Below are 20,006 nucleotides of genomic sequence, written 5' to 3'. Positions count from 1 at the left end.
ATACCCCCAAAATGGGCAAGTCGGCAAGGTGCCTCCGATCCTCCGGCTAGCGACCCTGGATGAACGCCCCCTCCAGAATGAGTCAGGTCGAGAAGCTGGAGAGATGACCTCGGAGGTCTGCTTATAGCCCGGATTCTGCCCGAGCTACCGCCGCTCCAACGCCTCGGTCACAGGGTGCTTAGCGCCTCCAGCGCGACCCTCACGCGCGGCGGCAGCAGCCGCTGTGAAGGATAGACAGCGCTGATCGGCATCGCACCGGGTCGCAGCGAAGGCAGGACTTCGACGAGCCGGCCGTCACCGAGTTCGTCCATCACCATGTAGTTGGGAAGTTGCGCCAATCCGAGGCCGAGCAGGGCCGTATGGACCATGGCCTCGCCGTCGTTCAGACGCAGTTCGCTGCGCGGGTGCATCGTCACCGCATGGCCTCGCTGCACGAACTGCCAGGGCCGGTCGCGCCCGCTCGTGGGCATGCGAAACACGATCGCGCGGTGCTGCGCCAAGGCCCTCAGGGAACTCGGATTGCCCTGCTGCTCCAAATATGCCGGGCTCGCGACCAGCAGCAGGGTCTGGCTCGCGAAGCGGCGCGCCACCAGCGACGAATCCTGGAGTGCGCCGACGCGGATCGCGAGGTCGATGCCGTCCTTGATCAGGTCGACATAGCCGTCCTGCAGCCGCAGGTCCAGCTCCAGCCCCGGATGCTGCTGCTTCAGTCGCGCCAACAGCGGCAGGATCACGCGACGGCCGAAGACGATCGGCATGTCGACGCGCAGGGTGCCTGTCACTGCAGCACGTGTCCCGGCGGCATCGGCGTGTAGGTCCTCGATTTCGGCCAGCACGCGCTGGCAGCGGTGGTAGAGCCGCTCGCCGTCGGGAGTTAACGTGACCTGTCGCGTGGTCCGGTGAAACAGCTTGACCCCGAGCGATTGCTCGAGCCGCATCACCGCTTTGGCAAGGGTGGAGGGAGCGCTGCCCGATTCGCGCGCGGCCGCGGCGAAGCTGCCGTGCTTCGCGGTCTCGGTGAAGGCGAGGAATTGCTGAAGTCCCTGCATGAGCGATTCCATCCGATTGAAGCACCACTGTCCTCAATGTTATGGCATTGCTCCGCATTCACATCGGGCTCGCCGTTTCGGACACTGAGTGCGCCAACCAGCCCACACAAGGAGCCACCACCATGAACGCCTTTTCCTGCACCGTGCTCGAGCATTCGCGCCTGCCGCTCGCCGAACTGCCCGGCATCGCTCACCGGACTCTCGCGGGCCACGAGCACGGGCTCAGCCAATTGTCGATATGGAGGCAGACGCTGGCGCCCGGTGCCGCCACACCGCCGCATCACCACGACACCGAGGAAGTGGTGCTCTGTCACGCGGGCCAGGGCGAGGTGCATCTCGATGGTCGAGTGCATCGCTTCGGCCCGAACAGCAGCGTGCTGCTTCCGCGCGACGTGCAGCACCAGATCTTCAATACCGGGGATGAGCCGATGGAAATCACCGGCGTGTTCCCGAGCGCTCCGGTTGCCGTGTTCGACCCCGAGGGGCATCCAGTCCCGCTACCCTGGTAGGGAACGCTCGGCCCGCGGGCCAAACGGTAGGGGCCGCAACTTCAGACCAGCTGTAGCCCCGTTGTACGACGATCCCTTCGATTGCAAGCCGGCGACGAACTTCCGCTTCCTGGCGCCGCATTCTGCTGAAGACCCCGGTTCCCCCGCACGCCATCATTCAGGGCACAGCTCCCTCTGGCGCCGGATTGTCAAACTGGAGTACCGTGGCGCTCTGGCGACGTATCTGGTCGTCGCTCCGTAACGCGCAGGAGACACGCATGACCACAAATTCACAGTCGGGCACCAACGTGCAGGAAATTGCGACGGGCATATTCCGCATCAATACGCCAGTACCGCTGCCCGACGGCAGCCTGTTCAGCTTCAACCAGTACCTTGTGGTCGACGACGAGCCGCTGTTGTTCCACTCCGGGCCGCGCCAGCTTTTCCCGCTGGTGAGCGAAGCCATCGCGAGTGTGATGCCGGTCGAGCGCCTCCGCTACATCGGGTTGTCCCATGTCGAGGCGGACGAGTGCGGCGCATTGAACTTGTTTCTCGCAGCAGCGCCCCAAGCAGTGCCGTTGTGCGGCAGCATTGCAGCCATGGTCTCGATGAGTGACCTGGCGGACCGTCCACCGCGCGCGCTGGCCGACGGCGAGGAGCTCCCGCTTGGCAACCACACGATGCGCTGGTTCGACACGCCCCATCTTCCGCATGGCTGGGAATGCGGGCTGATGATGGACACGCGCACGCACACATTCTTCTGCGGCGACCTCTTCACGCAGCCGGGCAACAGCGAGAAGGCGCTCACCGATGCCGACATCCTGGGCCCCAGCGAGGCCTTCCGAAACCAGATGGACTACTACGCGCATGCACCGCAAACGGCCGCATTGCTGGCCGGGCTTGCGCAGCAGGAACCCCGCACGCTCGCCTGCATGCACGGCAGCGCATGGCAGGGCAACGGCGCGTCACTGTTGCGCCAGCTTTCAGTCGCGTTGTCCGCGCAGCGTTGAGTCAGGCGCACGGCCGCAGCGAAGGCCCGGTCTTGGCCGCATGCAGTCGCGAGAGCAGACCTAAGGTCGTGATGCAAGTAGCGGAAGTTCAATCGAAGCTGAAAGCGGAACTGCGTCCAGCTGCGCTGCGCTTGCCACAACGATGGCACGGCCGTTGGACCCAGCTACGTCGGCAAGCGCACGCCACAGGAAGCGGATAGACGCGTTGTCAAGCGCGGCTGTGGGCTCATCAAGCAAGGTCAATGCGCGTCCTGAAGCGAGCGCAGCCGCGAGCCAAACCTTGCGCTTCGAACCGGTCGAGAGCATGTACATCGGCTTGGCAAGATGCGGGGCCAAAGAGAATCCCTCAACACAGCTTTCCCACCTGGCTTCATCGAAGCCGGCATCGCCGGCCCGGAGCATTGAAGTGCACTCAGTCGCGGTGACCTCGTCGAACTCGCCTGTCACCGGGTCCACGAAGAACACGCTTCGCTGATAGGACTTGGGGTCTACGTTGCTGCTCGCACCCGCAAGGCTCAGTTGACCCTTTGCAGTCAACCTGCCTGCAATCAATCGAAGAAGCGTTGACTTTCCGCTGCCGTCGTCACCGTACAGCTGGGTGAGCCCCGCCCTGATGGACGCGCTCCATCCGGATAGGAGCGGCGGCTGACCTGGATAGGCGAAGCACAAGTCTTTGACGACAAGAATGGGCGCGGATGCCGCTGAGTTCATGCCCGAACCCTACCGCATCCCCGCACGAACACCGTTGCCGCTAGCACGCGCAATCGCCCCGTGAGATAGGAGTTATGAAGGCGCGCTCCCGCTACAGGCGGCAGAGCCTGCAGCAGCTGCTACTACCTTTGCATGCGCCTGGGCCGCTTCGACCTGCTTCACTCCCGAACATCGGGCGAGGCTGGTCGACTAGCATGCTCGGCATGAACCCATTGCAGTTCGAACTCGATCGCCTGTACGGACTTGGTGCGAGCGCCGCGCAAGGCGCTGCCCCGGCGGCTGCCCAGGGCGTTCGTGCCTTGGTGCTGGAGCTGAGGGCACCCGCGGGCTGGACCCAGCTTTCTTCGGTCTGGACGGGCGTGCAATCGGATCTCGGCCTTCCTCCCCCGGCCATCGCGGTATCGGGCGTCGACGGACTGCAGCTGTGGTTCTCCCTTGCATCGCCGACTTCGCCGGGTGTCGGCGAGCTTTTCCTGCAGGGCCTGCGTGCACGGTATCTGCCGGACGTCGGGTCGACACACGTACGTCTGATCGCCGACGCGGCGCAATTCCCGCCCGCGCCGCCCTTCGAGACCGGCCCGGATCGCTGGTCGGCGTTCGTCGCCCCCGATCTAGCCTCGGTGTTTGCCGATACGCCGTGGCTGGACGTTCCGCCCAACGGCGAAGGCCAGGCAACGCTTCTGCGCGCGCTTGGGCCCATGCGGCAAGTTGCCTTCGAAGCCGCGTTAAGCCGGCTTAGCGTCATCGAGGAAGGGCTGGCTGAATTGAAGCTGTCCGGCCCACCCGAAGTGCGCACCTTCGAACAAGGGGGCGCCGACGCGGAGCGCTTCCTAAGAGGCGTCATGAACGACGAATCGGTGCCTCTGGCTTTGCGGATAGAAGCCGCAAAGGGCTTGCTTGCCCATGCCAAGCGCTCGTAGGCGACCGCCGGAACCATCAGACAGATCCTTGGATGAAACTGCTGTCTCGCCTTCGGCTCGGTCGGCTGGCTGTTTCGCAGCGGGAGCGGTCCGTCGATCGCGGTCACCGAGTTCACGGTGTCAGCCACATCACGATCATTGAGGTGCTGGGCCTGGTGCGCCGCGGCCGACCGGTGCTGAGGGTGCTGCTGACATTCACGAGGTGACTGAGCAACACCTCGTGTCGCACCTCGACCAAATGACGGCTGCTCCCGTAGGCCTACTCACGCACCCGACCCATTGCTGCTGGTAGCGAATTTCGAGTCGAACGCCTGCTTGACTTCGAGACCGGCCATTGCCACCCGAGTTCCGCAGGGGGGGGCACGCTGTTGGCTCCACGCGTGCCCACGCAGCACGATGCCTTGACATCGCTTTCGAGGCGAGCGCACGATGTGGCCCCCTTCGATACAGCAGGAGGAAGGCATGTCACAGCTTCCACGGTTTACGCGCGGTTCGGCGTTCCTCGGCGCGGCGGTGCTGGGCCTAGTGCTCGCTGGCGCGCCCGATGCGGCGCGCGCGCAGGTGCTGATCAGCGGCTTGAGCCTCAACCCCGACGGCGGCAACCCGAACAACCCGCTCGCCGTCACCGCGTGCAACGGCGCGCCGCAGCTCGGCGTCGTCTATCGCAACAGCGAGTCTGAACCCTACCTCGCGGTCAACCCGACCAATCCAAGCAACATGATCGCCGGCTGGCACCAGGACCGCTGGAGCACCGGCGGCGCACAAAGCCTCGGCGCCGCGTATACGTTCAATGGCGGCGCGACCTGGCAGCAGGTGGTCATTCCGTTCACGCGCTGCTCCGGCGCGGTACCCCGCTCGGCCGGCGATTTCGAGCGCGGCAGCGATCCGTGGATCAGCTTCAGCCCGAACGGCACCGCGCACTACATGGCACTGGTCGTGCAAGACTCGGTTAACGAGAACGCGATGGTCGTCGCCCGTTCGATCGACGGCGGCGCGACGTGGTCGCCGCCCGTCGTCATCGCGCGCAACCCGGCGCAGGATCCCGGGCGCTCAGTGTTCCACGACAAGAACGCGATCACCGCCGATCCGTTCGATTCGCGGCTCGTGTACGCGACGTGGACGGTGTTCCGCACCGGGTTCGTGTCGCTCGTGTTCGCGCGCTCGACCGACGGCGGGCAGACGTGGTCGCCGGCGATCCCGATCGCCACGATGGGCAACGCGGCGCCTGCCCAGCAGGCCGTGTTTCGCCAAGGCGCGCAGATCGTCGTGCTGCCGAACGGCACGCTGGTGAACGCGTTCTTCCGCATCCTCGTCGATCGGGCCGCGGGTCGCGTCACGTTCGAGCAGGCGATCCTTCGCTCGGTCGACCAAGGCAAGCATTGGACGCGCGTCGACGCGCGCGTCGCCTCGTTCGCGAGCATCACCGCGGTCGATCCGGAACTCGGCATCCCCGTCCGCGATGCGCAGGAGATCCCCAACATCGCGGTCAACCGCACGACCGGCCAGCTCTACATGACCTGGCAGGACGGCAACGCCAACACCCAAGGGGGCGCCGGCATCGTCGTCGCGCGCTCGAGCGACGGCGGCGCCACGTGGTCGACGCCGGTGCGCGTCAACCAGGGGACGCCCGCCAGCGTGCAGGCGTTCCTGCCGGTCGTTGCGGTCGATGCGCAAGGTCGGGTCGGCGTGCTCTTCTACGACTGGCGCAACGACGTGCTCGGCGATCCGGCGTTGAGCACGGACGTGTGGCTGTCGCTGTTCGACGCCGACCTGAACTACCTCGGCGAGCGGCGGCTCACGCCGCAATCGTTCGACATGCGGCAGATGGTCATCACCGGAGAGCGCGGCTTCTTCCCCGGCGACTACGTCGGGCTTTCGACCGTCGGCACCGATTTCGTCGCCGCCTTCACCGTTGCCAACAACCTAGGTCTGCCGGTCATCTTCCCGCAGAACAACAATGGCGTGTTCGTCGACAGCCACGACCGCCAGAGCATCGTTTTCATCCGGCAGCCCTGACGATGGCCGTGTGCGAACGGTTCGGGCGGTGCTTGCGAATTGGGCGTCGCTGCGGCGGACCTGAGTCGTGGATCGGGCGCAGGCATCGCGGCAGAGATGGACGATCTGCGCGTACAGGTCCTTCGCGGCGCTGAACAGGCCGAGCGCCGGGTGTCGATGAAGGCCTCCGCGTTGGAGCGCGCGGATGGCATCCGTTGCAGGGCTGCGGAGCTGACGATCGACCAGCTTTCGTGTTGTCGCCCACGGCCCACGATGCAGGTCCGCCCTGGAGAAGTTCCCACGCCCTACGTCGACGTATGTCTGCAGGCAGCGATCGTTGCCTGCGGCGCCTTCGGAGCACACGGATGTCTCTTGATGGCCGAGTCCGTGAGTTCGCCCGTTCGCTCCAAAGCTGACCCCCAGCGCCGACCCGCCGGACCATCATGGGTACCGCAGACAATGCCGTTCATCGCGAGCCGTGGAACAAGGGGAAGCTCGTCGGGCAGAAGGCGCCGTTCAAGCTCAAAGACATATGGGCCCTGCGCGTTCGGCTACAGATGGAGGGCCGGGTTCGCGAACTGGCTCTCTTCAACCTCGGCATCGACAGCAAGTTGCGCGGATGCGACCTGGTCGGTCTCAAGGTCCGCGACATATGCCATGGAGACCAGGTGGGCGCACGCGCCATCGTCGTCCAGCACAAGACCCAGCGCCCCGTTCAGTTCGAGATCGCGCCCGCCGCCCGAGACGCCGTGCAGGCGTGGATCAAGCTCGCTAGGCTGAAGCCGGAAGACTTCCTGTTTCCCAGCCGGCTTCACGACTCGCCTCATCTCGGTACCCGTCAGTACGCCAGGATCCTTGGGCACTGGGTCGACGAACTGGGGCTGGACCGCGCCGACTACGGGACACACTCGATGCGAAGGACGAAGGCGACGCTGATCTACCGGCGCACGAAGAACCTCCGCGCCGTGCAGTTGCTCCTTGGACACTCCAAGCTGGCGTCGACGGTGAGGTACCTCGGCATCGAAGTCGATGACGCTCTCGAGATCTCCGAGCAGACAGAAATCTGAGGCAGTCGACCGCGGCCGCGCCCGACATGCTGCCGGAGCGGCCGCCTGAACGGCCGCTGTGTGGCGCCGGGGAGAACTGGAGGTCCCGGCCAGGAAGAGTCATCCACAAGAGCCAGAAGCGGTCCTTCGCCAGTACCCCGATGTTCGCAAGGCGCAGCACTTCATTTGATCACCTCGTAGGCGCGCAGCAGCACGCTTTGCGGGATCGTGAGTCCGAGCGCCTTCGCCGTCTTCTGGTTGATCGTCAGGTAGAACTTGCTCGGCTGCTCGACCGGCAGCTCCGCGGGCTTGGCGCCTTTAAGGACGCGATCGGCGAAGTACGGCAGCCGGCGCACGTCGTCGATGATGTTCGAGCCGTAGGACATCAGAACCCCGTCGCGCGCGACTTCCTGAAACGGAATGATCGCCGGCAGCCGCTGCTCGATCGCCAGCTTCGCGACCCGCGCGCCGTGCGCGAACAGGAATCCCTGACCGAAGATCAGCAACGCATCGACCGGCTCACGTGCGAGCGTCGCGAATGCGGCGTCGATATCGTCGGGCGAACGCAGCTCGATCGGTCGCAGCGTGACGCCGAGACTGCGCGCCGCCGGCTCGACTTCGGCAGCGATTGCTGCATGGAACGAGAGCGCTGGATTGAACAGGTTCGCGATGCGCGACGCTTTCGGGACTACTTCCCTGAGCAGCTCCAGTTGCTTCGCGTGCACCCCGGGGCCCAGTCCGCCCCGGCCAGTGACGTTGCCGCCGGGCCGGGCCAAGCTCGCGACGAACCCCGACCCGACCGGGTCGCCGACATAGTAGAAGAGGATGGGGATCGTCGCCGTCGCGTTTTTCAGCGCCGCCGTATGCGGCGATCCTGATCCGACGAGCAGATCGACCTTGCGCTGTACCAGATCGGCGGCAAGCGCGAGCACCCGCTCGCTGCGGCCCTCGGTATAGCGGTTGTCGATCATGTAGTGCCGGCCTTCGACCCAGCCCAGCTCGCGCATGCCCTGGTTGAACACTTCCAACGGCTGCGTGCCGGCCCACGGACCGCTGCTGAGCCAGCCGATGCGATAGACCTTGCCGGGCGTCTGGGCGCGGCCGGCGCGCCCTGCGGCGAGCAGCGCGACTGCGATGGCGCAGATCAGCGTTCGGCGTGTGCTCATTCGATCACCTCATCGGCGCGCAGCAGCAGCGATTACGGAATCGTGATGCAGAGGGCCCTGGGGGCAATGAAGGGAACCTGTGTGCGTCCGACCTGGCTCATTTCCACTGCTGCACGAGTTGCAGGGATACTCTACGCTTTAAACGACTGCTTCGGCCGAACTGAGACGTTCCCGTCTACTTCGGCTCTGGGCGGGTACAGCCGATCACTTCGGACGCAAGCAGTCGATCGCGAACCGCAACCCGATCGGGCATGGTCGAGCGACCGGTGACGAGGTGCAGAGGTCACTCAAGGCTACGTTTCTCGAACGACCGGTGATCGCCGCAGCTGCCGTTCAGGCCCTTGATCGCGAGTGACTGGGCCCAGTCTGAACCCGAAGTCCGGTGGGACTGCGGCGGCCCGCTCCGCGTCGGATCGGTTGGAGCATGATGCCGAGGTCGCCGCCCACGGAGAATGGATGGGGCCATCCGTCCCTGGCCCAGGTCGCGGCTGAGCGCGAGGATGTTTTCCGGGCCCGGTGCGACAAACACCACCAGGCAGGCCAGCGCGCAAGTGAGCAGCAGATCCGGTGGGGAACGTCGGCAGCTACCCCGCGAGTCCCACGAACACGTTCTGCACGTCGTCGTTTGCATCGATGGCGGCTAGGAAGATCTCGACCTCTTCCAACGCCTCAGCGCTCAGGCTGCCCGGATCGATAGGGTTCTTGGCCTTGTAGCCGAGCTTCGCGGACAGCACGGAAAAGCCCTGCGCCGGCAGCGCGCGGCTGACCATGTCGAGATCGACGGGGTCGGTCAGGAAGACCGTGACCCCCTCCTCGCCGCGCTCGAAATCCTGTGCGCCGGCCTCGATGGCGGCCAGTTCAGGGTCGGCCCCCGCTTGCTGCGGTTCGGCCTCGATCATGCCGAGGTGGTCGAAATCCCAGGCGACCGACCCTGAGGCGCCCAGCTGACCCTTGCGGAACAGCACCCGCATCTCCGGCGCGGTGCGGTTCACGTTGTCGGTCAGGCATTCGACCATCACCGGCACCCGGTGCGGCGCGAAGCCCTCGTAGACCACATGTTCGAAATGCACCGACTCGCCGGTCAGGCCGGCGCCCTTCTTGATGGCCCGCTCCAGCGTTTCCTTAGGCATCGAAACCTTGCGCGCCTGCTCAACCACCAGCCGCAGCCGCGCATTCGATGCCGGATCAGCCCCGCTGCGCGCGGCGATCATAATTTCCTTCGCGAGCTTACCGAACAAGCGTCCCTTGGCGTTGGCCGCAAGGTCCTTGTGCTTGGCTTTCCATTGCGCGCCCATGTGTGATGTTCCTCGAGTCTCGGCTTTGCCGCGGGTGAAGGATTCTGCCGCAGGCCCGAAGGACCGTGGCGCGAGGGCAGCTACAGATCCAGTCGGGCCAGACCGCCGAATTGCTTCCCGGCGGCACTGAAGGCCGCCTCCACTCCGCCGGCGCGCGCCCAGCTTGAGCCCTACGCTCTTGATCGACAACAGCTTCGCAGCGATAGCGGAATTCCGGGCATGCTGGCCGAAACGACTGCTTCGTGCCCCGAGAATCAGTAGAAGCTCCGCGACAAGTTTCGCCGCTGCGCCCGCTGACGGCGCAATTCGTGCCGCCCCTAGTTCAGTTCCTTGTCCTTCCAGACCTTCGAGCCTCCCAGGGCGACTCCCGCCTGAAGGCCGGCTTTGGTCAGCACATACGCATTGCCACCCGTGAAAGCAATTGCACCCGCCTTGACATTCGCATCGTCCTTGCCGGTGCCTGCGCCCGCGCCCGCGCCGACAGAGGCATCCCAGCCTTTTTCGATGAAATCGGCCAGCGACTTAGCGTCCTTGAAAATGAAGAGATAGCGTGTATCGGACGCCCCGATCTGCAGGCCCGCACTCGCCTGCGCCATGGACATATAAGTGTCCTTCTTGGATTTGCTGTCGTGCGCTATGCCCTTGCCGCCTGCGCCGCCAAGGCCGAAGCTCAAACCGTAGGTAGTGAACACAGCGTAGCCGGGCGCCTTGCTTACCGCGTCTTTGATCTTGGCGTCGGACTTGTAGAAGTCCTGGAGTGCCTGCATGGCCTTCGCCTTGACCTCGGCCTGCTGTGCGGCCTTGTCCTGCGCATATGCGCCGCCGGCCAGCAACGAGGTCAACGCTGCACTGATGACGAGTAACTTGCGACGATTCACAGCATTCTCCTTTTCAGGTGTCGTGAGGCCCCAAGCACGAGGGGCGGCAGGCTCGGAGGCACGTCTGCCCTCGGGCGATGCGGCGAATGTTGCCACGATCCGACGTTATTTGCTATCCAACTGCACCTCCGATAGCCTTTGCCCAATGGGGCAATCCATCGCATGCTGAAAGAGCTTCGCAGCGCTAGCGGTCAGTGCCGAGGCTTCTTGAGCGCACGCTCGCAAGATTTGCAACTCTCAAGACGCGCGTCCGCTGTAACGGCGCTGACACTCCAGCGCTCTCCAATGTGGGCACCCCACACCCACAGGAGTTCTCATGTCGCTCAATTCCCGCCGCGGCTTTCTGCGCGGCTCGACCTCGATGGCCGCCCTCGCCTTCGTCGGCACCATGCAGGCGCTGCAATCTCGCAACGCCAACGCGGCCACCGGCAGCAGCGGCCTCGTCGCCAGCCCCTACGGCCCGGTCGCGCCGGCGCTGGACGAAGCCACGGGCCTGCCGCTGCTGCAGCTGCCTGAAGGCTTCGCCTACCGTTCCTACGGCTGGAGCGGCGACCCAATGAACGACGGTCAGCCTTGCCCGAGCAACCACGACGGCATGGCGGTGGTGGCCTCCTACGGCCGCGGCAACAGCGTCGACGTGGTGCTGGTGCGCAATCACGAGCGCGGCCAGTCGGCCAACCTGATCCAGGCCCCGGCCATGTACGACACCGCCGCCAGCAGCACGAACGGCCGCTTTGCCGGCGGTGGCACCACCAACCTGCGTTTCAAGGGCCGCCAGTGGATCGGCATGGAAGCCAGCCTGGGCGGCACCCTCACCAACTGCGCCGGCGGCCCCACGCCCTGGGGCACCTGGCTCACCTGCGAAGAGACCGGCAGCAACCTCGAGTCGCAAGGCGGCAAGAAGCACGGCTACGTATTCGAAGTGCGTCCCAACGCGGCCGAGACCACCGGCAAGCCGATCGTCGCGATGGGCCGATTCAGCCACGAAGCCGTGGCCGTCGACCCGACGACGCGCTACGCCTACCTCACCGAGGACAGCCGCAACAAGTCGGGCTTCTATCGCTTCATCCCCAACGACGCGAGCGGCCGGTCGGGCAGCTACGAAGCCGGCGGCAAGCTGCAGATGGCCAAGGTGGTCGGCAAGACCAACGCGGACCTCAACGTCGCGTCCACCGGCGACACGCACCGCATCGAATGGGTGGACATCGCCGATCCCGATGCGAACCCGGTGGCGATCGCCCTGCCCGGCTTCGTGGGCACCACCTCGGTGGCCGGCCCCTTCGCGCAGGGCTGGGCGCAGGGCGGCTTGCGCATGGCGCGCGGCGAAGGCATCTGGCACAGCGACGGCAAGCTCTTCATCGTGGACACCGCCACCGGCGTCAATGCCGCGGGCGTGGGCGGCAACGGCGAAGGCGCGGTGTGGGAATACGACCTGGCCACGGGCCTGCTCAAGGCCGCCTTCGTGTCGCTCGACGCGGTGGCCGCCAACAACCCCGACAACATCACGATCAGCCCGCGCGGCGGCGTGCTGCTTTGCGAGGACGGCGGCGGCGTCGACGACCAGGGCCTGGGCCGCATCGAGCGCCTGGTTGGCCTGACCGCCGACGGCGCGAGCTTCGTGTTCGCGCGCCACAACGTGAACCTCGGTGCCGGCCAGATCGCCGCGGCGGGCAAGTTGGTCGCGCCGGGCGACTACCGCAGCAGCGAGTTCTGCGGGGCCTGCTTCGACCCGGCGGGCAAGGTGCTGTTCGTGAATGTGCAGCAGCCCGGCATCACCTTCGCGATCTGGGGGCCTTGGGCACGCGGCCCGCTTTGAGCCGCTCTACACCATCGTGTGCCAATCCGAGGCCTGCAGACGATCGTCGATCACGCCGACCACCCCCGGCGTGCCTTCCGCGGCAACCCGGGCGGCATCACGCGATGCCTCGTTGTCGACCATGCCGCTGAACATCACGATGCCCTTGTCGACCGACAGCTGCGACCAGATCGGGTTCCACCAATCCTGGGCCTCCAGCTTGGCATTCAAGCGCGCTTCGATGTCCTCGTCCGCCCGCACGCTCTCAGGCGTTGGCCGCGTGAGCCTCAACAGCGCTTCCATCATGTCCGAGCCGGTGACGATGCCGACAAGGTGATTGCCATGCAGCACCGGCACGCGGTGGATATGCCGTCTGCTGAGCACTTCAGCGATCACGCCGAGCGGCGCGTCGTCGTTCACCGAGATGACTTCACGCGTCATCACATCCGCGGCGCGCGTGCCGTGCGATCTGACGTAGTGCAAGGGCGAGGCACTCGGCCGAAGCAACCGGCCCCACCAGTTGCGCGACGACTCGACCGCACCATCCGCTTCATGCAGATGCAGCAGGTCGGCTTCGCTCACGATGCCGAGCACGTCCTCCCCCTCGACCACCGGCACGCCGCTGATGTGCCGGTCCAGGAGGAGTTCCGTGACTTCGCGCACCGGCGTGCGCGGTGCAATGGTGATCACGGGCGAGGTCATCACGTCTCTGGCGTTCATGGTGTGAGCTCCTTTGCGGCTCATCTTCCGCCTCGGATCAATCCGTGTACAACGAATGTTATTTTCGATTGAATGCAATTTTCTTGCATTCAAGCCATGGCGCGCAGCAAGCCGCGAGTCTGTTCAAGCTCCCGGCCTTGAGCCCTTAGCCGGTGCGCTCCGCGAAGGCGCGAACCTCGCCGGGCTTGCGCAGCATCTTGTCGACGTCAGCGGCATGGAGCTCTTCGGCATGGATCATCTGCCGTGCGAATTCCTCCAGCGCCACCGATCGCCCCTCGACCAGCGACAGCAGCTGGCGATACAGCGCCAGCGCGTGCCCCTCGGTTGCCAGCGACTCCTGCAGGATGGCTGCCATGTCGTGCTTGTGCGAATCGAGCAGCGGCCCGATGCCCAGCGAGGGATAGGCGCCCAGCGTGGTGATCCATTCGCCCACCTGTTGCGCGTGCAGAAGCGACTCGTCAGCCTGTGCCCGCAACCACGACACGATGGGAATGCGCGAAAAGCCGAACACCAGAAACGAATAGTGCGTGTAGCGCACCACGCCGGCCAGTTCGGCTTCGAGCAGCTTGTTCAGAACACCGACGACCTGGTCCTTGTCGAGCTGGGACATGGTTCACCTCCTGGGGTGTGATGGACGCCTGCACGAGCGGCGCGGCTGCAAGACTTGCACGATCCTCGCGCTTGTGCAAGCCTTGACTTGCCGCGCGTCCTGCCAAGTGCCCCGGGCACCGAAGTCAATCCACGTGAGGGATCTATGAACTTGCTGCGTGTCCTGCCGCTGCTGCTGTCGGTCTTGCTCGGCGCCTGCGCCAGCCGACCCGTCAATCCGCCCATCACACAGACCGACCCGCGCGGAGGGTATCGCCTGGAGTCGCGCCAGGCCGAGGTCAGGAACAAGGACAACCTGGTCATCCTGGCGTTTTCAGGAGGCGGCACACGGGCCGCCGCTTTCTCGTACGGTGCGCTCGAATTCCTGCGGCGTACCGAGATCGAAGGAGCCGGCGGCAGGCGAGTGCGCCTGCTCGACGAGGTCGACGTGATTACCGGCGTGTCGGGCGGCAGCTTCACGGCTCTCGCCTACGGCCTGTACGGCAAGCGTCTGTTCGGCGAATACGAGCAGCGCTTTCTGAAACGCGATGTCCAGGGCGAACTCATCGCCCGCTTCCTGAGCCCGACCAATTGGGGGAACCTGTGGTTCACGGGCTGGGGTCGCTCCGAACTCGCGGCCGAGCTGTACGACGAAATCCTGTTCGACCGCGCGACCTTTGGCGATCTGAAGCGCGGCAAGGGCCCGCTGATCCTGGCGTCCGCCACGGACATCTCGACCGGCTCGCGTTTCGTCTTCAACCAGGCGGTCTTCGACGTCATCTGCTCGGACCTCGATTCGGTGCCGCTGTCCCGCGCGGCGGCAGCATCCTCGGCCGTGCCGGTCGTGCTCTCCCCCGTCACGATCAAGAACTACGGCGGCACATGCAACGCGACCACGCCCGAGTGGGCGAAGCTGTTCCTCGACAAAGACAACCCGCCGCGGCCCGCAGCACGGGCCATACGCTCGCTCAACGCTGGGCTGGCCTATGGCGACAGTGCGCGTCGGCCCTATCTCCACCTCGTCGATGGCGGCGTATCTGACAACGTGGGCATGCGTGCCGTGCTCGATTCATTGCAGGTGCTCGAGGCGCTGCAAAGTGCCGGTGTGCCATCGCCGCTCGATGGCGCGCGGCGGATTGTGGTGTTCGTCGTCAACTCGCTATCGTCGCCGCCCACCAATTGGGATGAGTCGGAGACCCCGCCCGGCACCGCGAACATCCTGCTCAAGTCCGCTGGCGCGCCGATCGATGCGTTTTCCTACGAGACGATTGAACTGCTGCGCGACACCGCGGCGCGCTGGGCGACCCTGCGCCGGATCCGCCAATCTGCAGCCTTTGCCGGCAACAAGGACCCTGAAGTGGCCGCGGCTCTGCGCGTGCCTGCTGCCGAGATCTATGCGATCGACGTGTCGTTTCCCGCGCTGAAGGACAAGGCCGAAATCGCTTACCTGAATCAGCAGCCAACCGCCTTCTTTCTGCCAACGGAAGCCGTTGATCGCCTCCGCGCCGCGGCAGGCACGATCATTCTCGAGTCACCCGAATTCAGGCGGCTGCTGAAGGACGTGGACGCAAGAGTTGTCAGTTCGCAGGATGGGCCGTCGAAAGGAGCGAAGTGATGACACCTCGTCGATCGGCGCATTCCACAACACGCCCTGTTCGAATTGGTCCGCTCTGGGCCTGCGCTGCAGCGTTACCGGTAGCGAGCGTGCTGCTGCTCGCACCCCGCCCCGCCGCCGCCGACGAAGGCGGTGTGAGCTTCTGGCTGCCCGGCCAGTTCTCAAGCTTCGCCGCCGTGCCGGGTGAAGCGGGCTGGAGCCTGCCAGCCGTCTACTACCACACCAACGCCGAGGCAGGCGGCAGCCGCTCGTTCCCGCTGAGTGGCCGCGTGACGGCCGGGCTGGAGGCAAGGGCCGATCTGATGTTCATCGCACCCACCTATGTGCTTGGTGCACCGGTCGCCGGCGGGCAGGCGTCGTTCACCCTCACCGGCGTGTTCGGGCGAATGAACGTCGACATCAACGGCACGCTCACCGGACCGGGGGGTGGCGTGCTCACCGGCAGCCAGAGCGACTCGCTCACCAATGTGGGCGACCTGTACCCCATGGCGCAGCTCAAGTGGAACCACGGCGAGCACAACTTCCTTGCCTACACCATGGCCGGCGTGCCGGTGGGCAGCTACGAAGCGGGTCGCCTGGCCAACCTCGGCACCAACCACTGGTCGCTCGACGCTGGCGGCGGCTACACCTACCTCGATCCCAAGAAGGGCCATGAGTTTTCGGCCGTGCTGGGCTTCACCTACAACTGGAAAAACAAGGACACCGACTATCAGAACGGCGTCGACGCCCACCTCGATTGGGCCGCCTCGCAATTCGTCTCCGAGCAGCTCCACGTGGGCGTGGCCGGCTACTTCTACATGCAGCTGAGCGGCGACAGCGGCTCCGGCGCGGTGCTGGGTGACTTCAAGTCACAGGTATCCGGCATCGGACCGCAGGTCGGCTATTTCTTTCCGGTGGCGGGCAAGAAGTGGTACGTGAACTTCAGGGGCTACTACGAGTTCGATGCGAAGAACCGGCCGGAGGGCTGGAACACCTGGCTGACGCTGGCCATCCCGCTCGGCGCGTGAGGCAAGTGAAGTCAGCGCACTGGAGTGCAAGAGGAACAGATGATGAAACGAATCCACAGACCCCAAGTTGTTGCCGCGCCTCTCAGCCCTTCCCCAGCAAGAACAACAAGCGTGACAAGCTGATCGTCAACGCCGACGGGTCGGTCGACCTTTTCTTCGGCCCCAAGGCACCTGCCGGCAAAGAGGCCAACTGGATCCAGAGCGTGCCCAAGAAGGGCCGGTTCGCCGTCATCCGGCTCTACGGCCCGCTGGAGCCGTGGTTCAGCAAGACATGGCGACCGGGCGAGATCGAAGAGGTCAAGCCATGATTCCGTGAAGGGCCAATCGCCCGGGACGCGCACGCGGGCGTTGCGAACAAGTCCGCTACGCCACGGCCTTCAGCGGCCCCAGCCGGCGCATCTTGTCGTACAGCGTCTTGCGCGGCAGGCCCAGCCGCTCGGCCGCGGCGGCGGCGCTGCCGTTGCAGGCTTCCAGTGCCTCGTTGATCAGGTAGCGCTCGAATTGCGCCATCTGCTCTTCCAGGCTGCGCTCGCTGCGCGCGGCCTCGTGCATGCGCGCTTCGCCATCCCACAGGCCCAGCACGAAGCGGTCGGCGATGTTGCGCAGTTCGCGCACGTTGCCCGGCCAGGCGTGCGCCATCAGCGCTTCCAGGTGGCGGCTGTGCACCGGCGGCAGTTGGCGCTCGTGGCGCAGTGCGCCCTGGGTGGCGAAATGGGTGAAGAGCAAGGGAATGTCCTCGCGGCGCTCGCGCAGCGGCGGCAGCTGCAGCACCACCACGCCCAGGCGGTAGTAAAGATCGTCGCGAAACTTCCCTTCGCGCGCAGCGGCCAGCAGATCGGCCTTGGTGGCGGCGATGACGCGGCTGTCCATGGGCCGCAGTTCGTTGGAGCCCAGGCGCTCGAACTGCCGCTCCTGCAGGGTGCGCAGCATCTTCACCTGCAGGCTCATGGGCATGGTCTCGATCTCGTCCAGAAAGAGCGTGCCGCCCCGCGCGTGCTCGACCTTGCCGATGCGCCGCTTTGCCGCGCCGGTGAAGGCGCCGGCCTCGTGGCCGAACATCTCGCTTTCGAACAGCGCCTCGGGCATGCCGCCGCAGTTGATGGCGGCAAAGTTGCCGCCGCGCCGCCGGCTGCCCTCGTGCAGGCAGCGCGCCACCAGTTCCTTGCCGGTGCCGGTCTCGCCCAGCACCAGCACGTCGGCGTCGGAGCTGGCCAGGTCGCGCACCAGGCGGCGCAGCCGCTGCATGGCGGGCGAGCGGCCGATCAAGCGGGCTTCGATGGATTCATAGCCCGCCAGTTGGCTGCGCAGGCGTTCCACCTCCAGGCTCAGCGCGCGCTTTTCCAGGGCGCGCAGCACGACCTCACTCAGCTGCTCCGGCGAGAACGGCTTTTCCAGGAAGTCGTAGGCGCCAAGGCGCATCGCGTGCACCGCCATCGAGATGTCGCCATGGCCCGTGATCAGGATCACCGGCAGCGTGGGTTCGATCCTGAGGGCGCGCGAGAGCAGTTCCAGCCCGTCCATTCCCGGCAGCCGCACATCGGTGACCAGCACCGCGGCCAGGCCCGGCACGACCTGGGCCAGCACCTTCTCGGCCGAGCCGAAGCCGGATACGCGCAAGCCCGCCAGTTGCAACGCCTGGGTGCTGCCCAGGCGCACGGCGGCGTCGTCTTCCACGAAAAGTACTTCCAGCGCTTTGGGTTCAGTCATGGGCAATCTCGCAATGTCCGTTGCGCAAGGAGACGACGAAGGCCGCGCCGCCCAGCGTGCTGCGGGCCGCCCGCAGCAGCCCGCCGAAGTCGCGCACGATGCCGGCCGAGATCGCCAGGCCGAGGCCCAGGCCCCGTCCCTGCTCCTTGGTGGTGAAAAAAGGTTCGAAAAGACGGGGCATCGCCTCGGGCGCGATACCCGGGCCGTTGTCATGCACCTCCAGCGCCACCCCTTCGGGCGTGCGCTGCGCCACGATGCGCACCCGCCGCGACAGGCCACTCGCCGCGGTGGCGTCGAAAGCGTTGACCAGCAGGTTCACCAGCACCTGCTCGAGCCGGTTGCCTTCGCACAGCGCGCACAGGCCGGGCTCGATGTTCTGCTCCAGCGCGATGCGTTCCTCGCGAATGCGCTGGCCCAACAAGAACACCGCATCGGCAATCACGTCCGCCAACGGCACCGGCTGCAGTTCCACGCCCGAGCGGCGCGCAAACTTCTTGAGCTGCGCGGTGATCTGGCCCATGCGGTCGGTGAGCTGGCAAATGGTGCGCAGGTTCAGGTCCACCTGCCCGGCCTGCCCGCGCTGCAGGAAAACCACCGCGTTGGCCGACAGCGTGCGCAGCGCCGCCAGCGGCTGGTTGAGCTCGTGCGTGATGCCGGCCGACATCTGGCCCAGCACGGCCATCTTGCCGGTCTGCACCAGGTCTTCGAGGGTGGTTTTCAGAATTTCCTCGGCGCGCTTTCGCTCGGCCACTTCGGTCTGCAGGTGCAGGTTGGCCTCGCTCAGCGCCTCGGTGCGCAGTTGCACCTTGTGCTCCAGTTCGTCATAGGCGCGCTGCAGTGCCTCGCGCGCCGCCAGCCGCTGGTGAACGATGCGCTGCCGTTGCTGGAAGAACAGCACCAGCAGCGTGAGAAAGACGAGGGCGAACATGGTCATCACGGCGGCCGTGCGCGCGAAGGCATGCACCGGGCCCATGTCCGAGAGCATGATCAGCTTCCAGTCCGTGCCGTCCACCGGGCGGCTGTCCAGCAGAAGGTCGGGGCCGAAACCGCCGTTGGCAGCCTTTGCGCGCGGCGCGTCGGTGCCGATCTGCACCACCGTTGCCGCGCCGCCCGACCAGGGCTGGTGCTCGCGCAGGTCGAGCGCGGTGAGCACGCCCGCCTCGGTGTACTGGCGCGTCTGCGCCAGCTGCTGCAGTGTCTGGGTGGACAGCGGGCGCAAGGTGCGGAACTTCCACGCCGCAACCGACGACAGCACCACCACGCCGTTGCGGTCGATGGCCAACACTTTGTCCGCCGAGTTCGCCCACGGCGCGTCGAGCTTGTCCAGGCCCACCTTGACGGTGGCCACGCCGATCCGCCGCCCGTCATGGGAGATCGGGAAGGAGAAGTAGTAGCCCGCCTCCCGGCTCACCGTGCCGATGCCGTAGAAGCGGCCCGGCACGCCGCCCATCGCGTCACGGAAGTAGGGCCGGTACGAGAAATTCATTTGCACGAAGCTGCCCGGCTGGCCCCAATTGCTGGCCGCCAGCGTCAGGCCCGCGTCGTCCATCACGTAGCTCGCGCTGGCCTGCGCATGCGCGTTGACCGTTTCCAGGTAGACGTTGGCGTCGCGCCGCAGCACGTCGTTGCCGGGAGACCGGAGCAGGTCCAGCACGTCGGGGCTGAGCGACAACACCTGGGGCAGGTATTCGTAGCGGCTGAGCTCGCTGCGCAGACCGGTGGCGTAGATGTCGAGCTGATGCAATGTGCCCTGCTGCAGCGAGCGGATGCCCGCCCGCTCGGCTGCCAGATAGGCCAGCGCGCCAGCCACGGCGAGCAGGCAGCCCCACACGCCCACGGCCGCCCAGCGCCGCCACCGCGCGCGCGGCGCCGAATGCTCGCGAAGCTCGCCCAGGGAGCCGGCCAGGCTGGCGCGGTACGGCTGGGAGAGCCTCAGCACGGCGCGTCCTGCCGAAAGAAGCGATGACACGGGAATGAAAAGCGGCGCGGCTTGAGTTGGCGACAACGGGAAAGGAT

The 20,006-nt window shown here is 66.0% G+C and carries 19 protein-coding genes; 10 read left to right on the top strand and 9 right to left on the bottom strand.

The genetic code is table 11. The annotated features are described in order from the left end of the window. Positions 1–167: 167 nt before the first annotated feature. Positions 168–1,049: a LysR family transcriptional regulator gene (locus ACIPRI_RS23510; protein WP_446623915.1), complete on the bottom strand. Its 882-nt coding sequence runs from the start codon at positions 1,047–1,049 to the stop codon at positions 168–170. 122 nt (positions 1,050–1,171) lie between these two features. Between ACIPRI_RS23510 and ACIPRI_RS23505 the strand changes: the two genes are divergently transcribed. After that, positions 1,172–1,558, top strand: a complete 387-nt coding sequence (locus tag ACIPRI_RS23505; RefSeq protein WP_446623914.1) for a cupin domain-containing protein — start codon at positions 1,172–1,174, stop codon at positions 1,556–1,558. A 257-nt stretch (positions 1,559–1,815) separates the two neighbouring features. Further along, positions 1,816–2,547 carry an MBL fold metallo-hydrolase gene (locus ACIPRI_RS23500; RefSeq protein WP_446623993.1) on the top strand — a complete coding sequence of 244 codons (732 nt, stop codon included), beginning with the start codon at positions 1,816–1,818 and terminating at the stop codon, positions 2,545–2,547. 60 nt (positions 2,548–2,607) lie between these two features. On the opposite strand, the gene ACIPRI_RS23495 is transcribed toward ACIPRI_RS23500, so the two are convergent. After that, positions 2,608–3,258 (bottom strand): ABC transporter ATP-binding protein, encoded by a 651-nt coding sequence (locus tag ACIPRI_RS23495; RefSeq protein ID WP_446623913.1) that lies wholly within the window; start codon positions 3,256–3,258, stop codon positions 2,608–2,610. Positions 3,259–3,461: 203 nt separating this feature from the next. Between ACIPRI_RS23495 and ACIPRI_RS23490 the strand changes: the two genes are divergently transcribed. The 4 genes from ACIPRI_RS23490 (at position 3,462) to ACIPRI_RS23475 (ending at position 7,240) form a co-directional block, all read left to right on the top strand. Then, positions 3,462–4,178, top strand: a complete 717-nt coding sequence (locus ACIPRI_RS23490) for a hypothetical protein (protein ID WP_446623912.1) — start codon at positions 3,462–3,464, stop codon at positions 4,176–4,178. A 32-nt stretch (positions 4,179–4,210) separates the two neighbouring features. Then, positions 4,211–4,384 carry a hypothetical protein gene (locus ACIPRI_RS23485; protein WP_446623911.1) on the top strand — a complete coding sequence of 58 codons (174 nt, stop codon included), beginning with the start codon at positions 4,211–4,213 and terminating at the stop codon, positions 4,382–4,384. A gap of 256 nt (positions 4,385–4,640) precedes the next feature. Further along, positions 4,641–6,194, top strand: a complete 1,554-nt coding sequence (locus ACIPRI_RS23480) for a sialidase family protein (protein ID WP_446623910.1) — start codon at positions 4,641–4,643, stop codon at positions 6,192–6,194. 422 nt (positions 6,195–6,616) lie between these two features. Next, positions 6,617–7,240 (top strand): tyrosine-type recombinase/integrase, encoded by a 624-nt coding sequence (locus tag ACIPRI_RS23475; RefSeq protein ID WP_446623909.1) that lies wholly within the window; start codon positions 6,617–6,619, stop codon positions 7,238–7,240. A gap of 161 nt (positions 7,241–7,401) precedes the next feature. Here the strand turns inward: ACIPRI_RS23475 and ACIPRI_RS23470 are convergent, their stop codons facing one another. The 3 genes from ACIPRI_RS23470 to ACIPRI_RS23460 all read right to left on the bottom strand — a co-directional run bounded on the left by ACIPRI_RS23470 (position 7,402) and on the right by ACIPRI_RS23460 (position 10,558). Beyond that, positions 7,402–8,385, bottom strand: coding sequence for an ABC transporter substrate-binding protein (locus tag ACIPRI_RS23470; protein WP_446623908.1), 984 nt, complete (start codon positions 8,383–8,385; stop codon positions 7,402–7,404). A 584-nt stretch (positions 8,386–8,969) separates the two neighbouring features. Further along, positions 8,970–9,680: a YebC/PmpR family DNA-binding transcriptional regulator gene (locus tag ACIPRI_RS23465; protein WP_446623907.1), complete on the bottom strand. Its 711-nt coding sequence runs from the start codon at positions 9,678–9,680 to the stop codon at positions 8,970–8,972. A 317-nt stretch (positions 9,681–9,997) separates the two neighbouring features. After that, a complete protein-coding gene (locus ACIPRI_RS23460) occupies positions 9,998–10,558 on the bottom strand; it encodes a lipid-binding SYLF domain-containing protein (protein WP_446623906.1) in 561 nt (186 codons plus the stop codon). 316 nt (positions 10,559–10,874) lie between these two features. Here ACIPRI_RS23460 and ACIPRI_RS23455 point away from each other — a divergent pair, with 316 nt between their 5' ends. Further along, positions 10,875–12,374: a PhoX family protein gene (locus ACIPRI_RS23455; protein ID WP_446623905.1), complete on the top strand. Its 1,500-nt coding sequence runs from the start codon at positions 10,875–10,877 to the stop codon at positions 12,372–12,374. A gap of 6 nt (positions 12,375–12,380) precedes the next feature. Here ACIPRI_RS23455 and ACIPRI_RS23450 read toward each other — a convergent pair whose 3' ends face one another. Continuing rightward, on the bottom strand, positions 12,381–13,073 hold the full coding sequence (locus ACIPRI_RS23450; RefSeq protein WP_446623904.1) for a CBS domain-containing protein: 693 nt from the start codon (positions 13,071–13,073) through the stop codon (positions 12,381–12,383). Between the two features lie 145 nt (positions 13,074–13,218). Beyond that, complete coding sequence (locus tag ACIPRI_RS23445) at positions 13,219–13,683, bottom strand: ferritin-like domain-containing protein (protein ID WP_446623903.1); 465 nt, start codon at positions 13,681–13,683, stop codon at positions 13,219–13,221. Positions 13,684–13,827: 144 nt separating this feature from the next. Between ACIPRI_RS23445 and ACIPRI_RS23440 the strand changes: the two genes are divergently transcribed. The 3 genes from ACIPRI_RS23440 (at position 13,828) to ACIPRI_RS23430 (ending at position 16,591) form a co-directional block, all read left to right on the top strand. Then, positions 13,828–15,276 (top strand): patatin-like phospholipase family protein, encoded by a 1,449-nt coding sequence (locus tag ACIPRI_RS23440; RefSeq protein ID WP_446623902.1) that lies wholly within the window; start codon positions 13,828–13,830, stop codon positions 15,274–15,276. An 89-nt stretch (positions 15,277–15,365) separates the two neighbouring features. Then, on the top strand, positions 15,366–16,283 hold the full coding sequence (locus ACIPRI_RS23435; protein ID WP_446623901.1) for a SphA family protein: 918 nt from the start codon (positions 15,366–15,368) through the stop codon (positions 16,281–16,283). A gap of 5 nt (positions 16,284–16,288) precedes the next feature. After that, positions 16,289–16,591, top strand: a complete 303-nt coding sequence (locus tag ACIPRI_RS23430; RefSeq protein ID WP_446623900.1) for a DUF1214 domain-containing protein — start codon at positions 16,289–16,291, stop codon at positions 16,589–16,591. A gap of 55 nt (positions 16,592–16,646) precedes the next feature. Here the strand turns inward: ACIPRI_RS23430 and ACIPRI_RS23425 are convergent, their stop codons facing one another. Next, positions 16,647–17,990, bottom strand: a complete 1,344-nt coding sequence (locus ACIPRI_RS23425; protein WP_446623899.1) for a sigma-54-dependent transcriptional regulator — start codon at positions 17,988–17,990, stop codon at positions 16,647–16,649. Next, positions 17,983–19,929 carry a sensor histidine kinase gene (locus ACIPRI_RS23420; protein ID WP_446623898.1) on the bottom strand — a complete coding sequence of 649 codons (1,947 nt, stop codon included), beginning with the start codon at positions 19,927–19,929 and terminating at the stop codon, positions 17,983–17,985. The genes ACIPRI_RS23425 and ACIPRI_RS23420 overlap by 8 nt, the downstream gene beginning before the upstream one ends. Positions 19,930–20,006: the final 77 nt, after the last annotated feature.

It is taken from the genome of Variovorax sp. LARHSF232 (assembly GCF_052871435.1).
The sequence above is the reverse complement of the archived record's forward strand: the minus strand, read 5'-3'. Positions and strand labels throughout refer to the sequence as shown.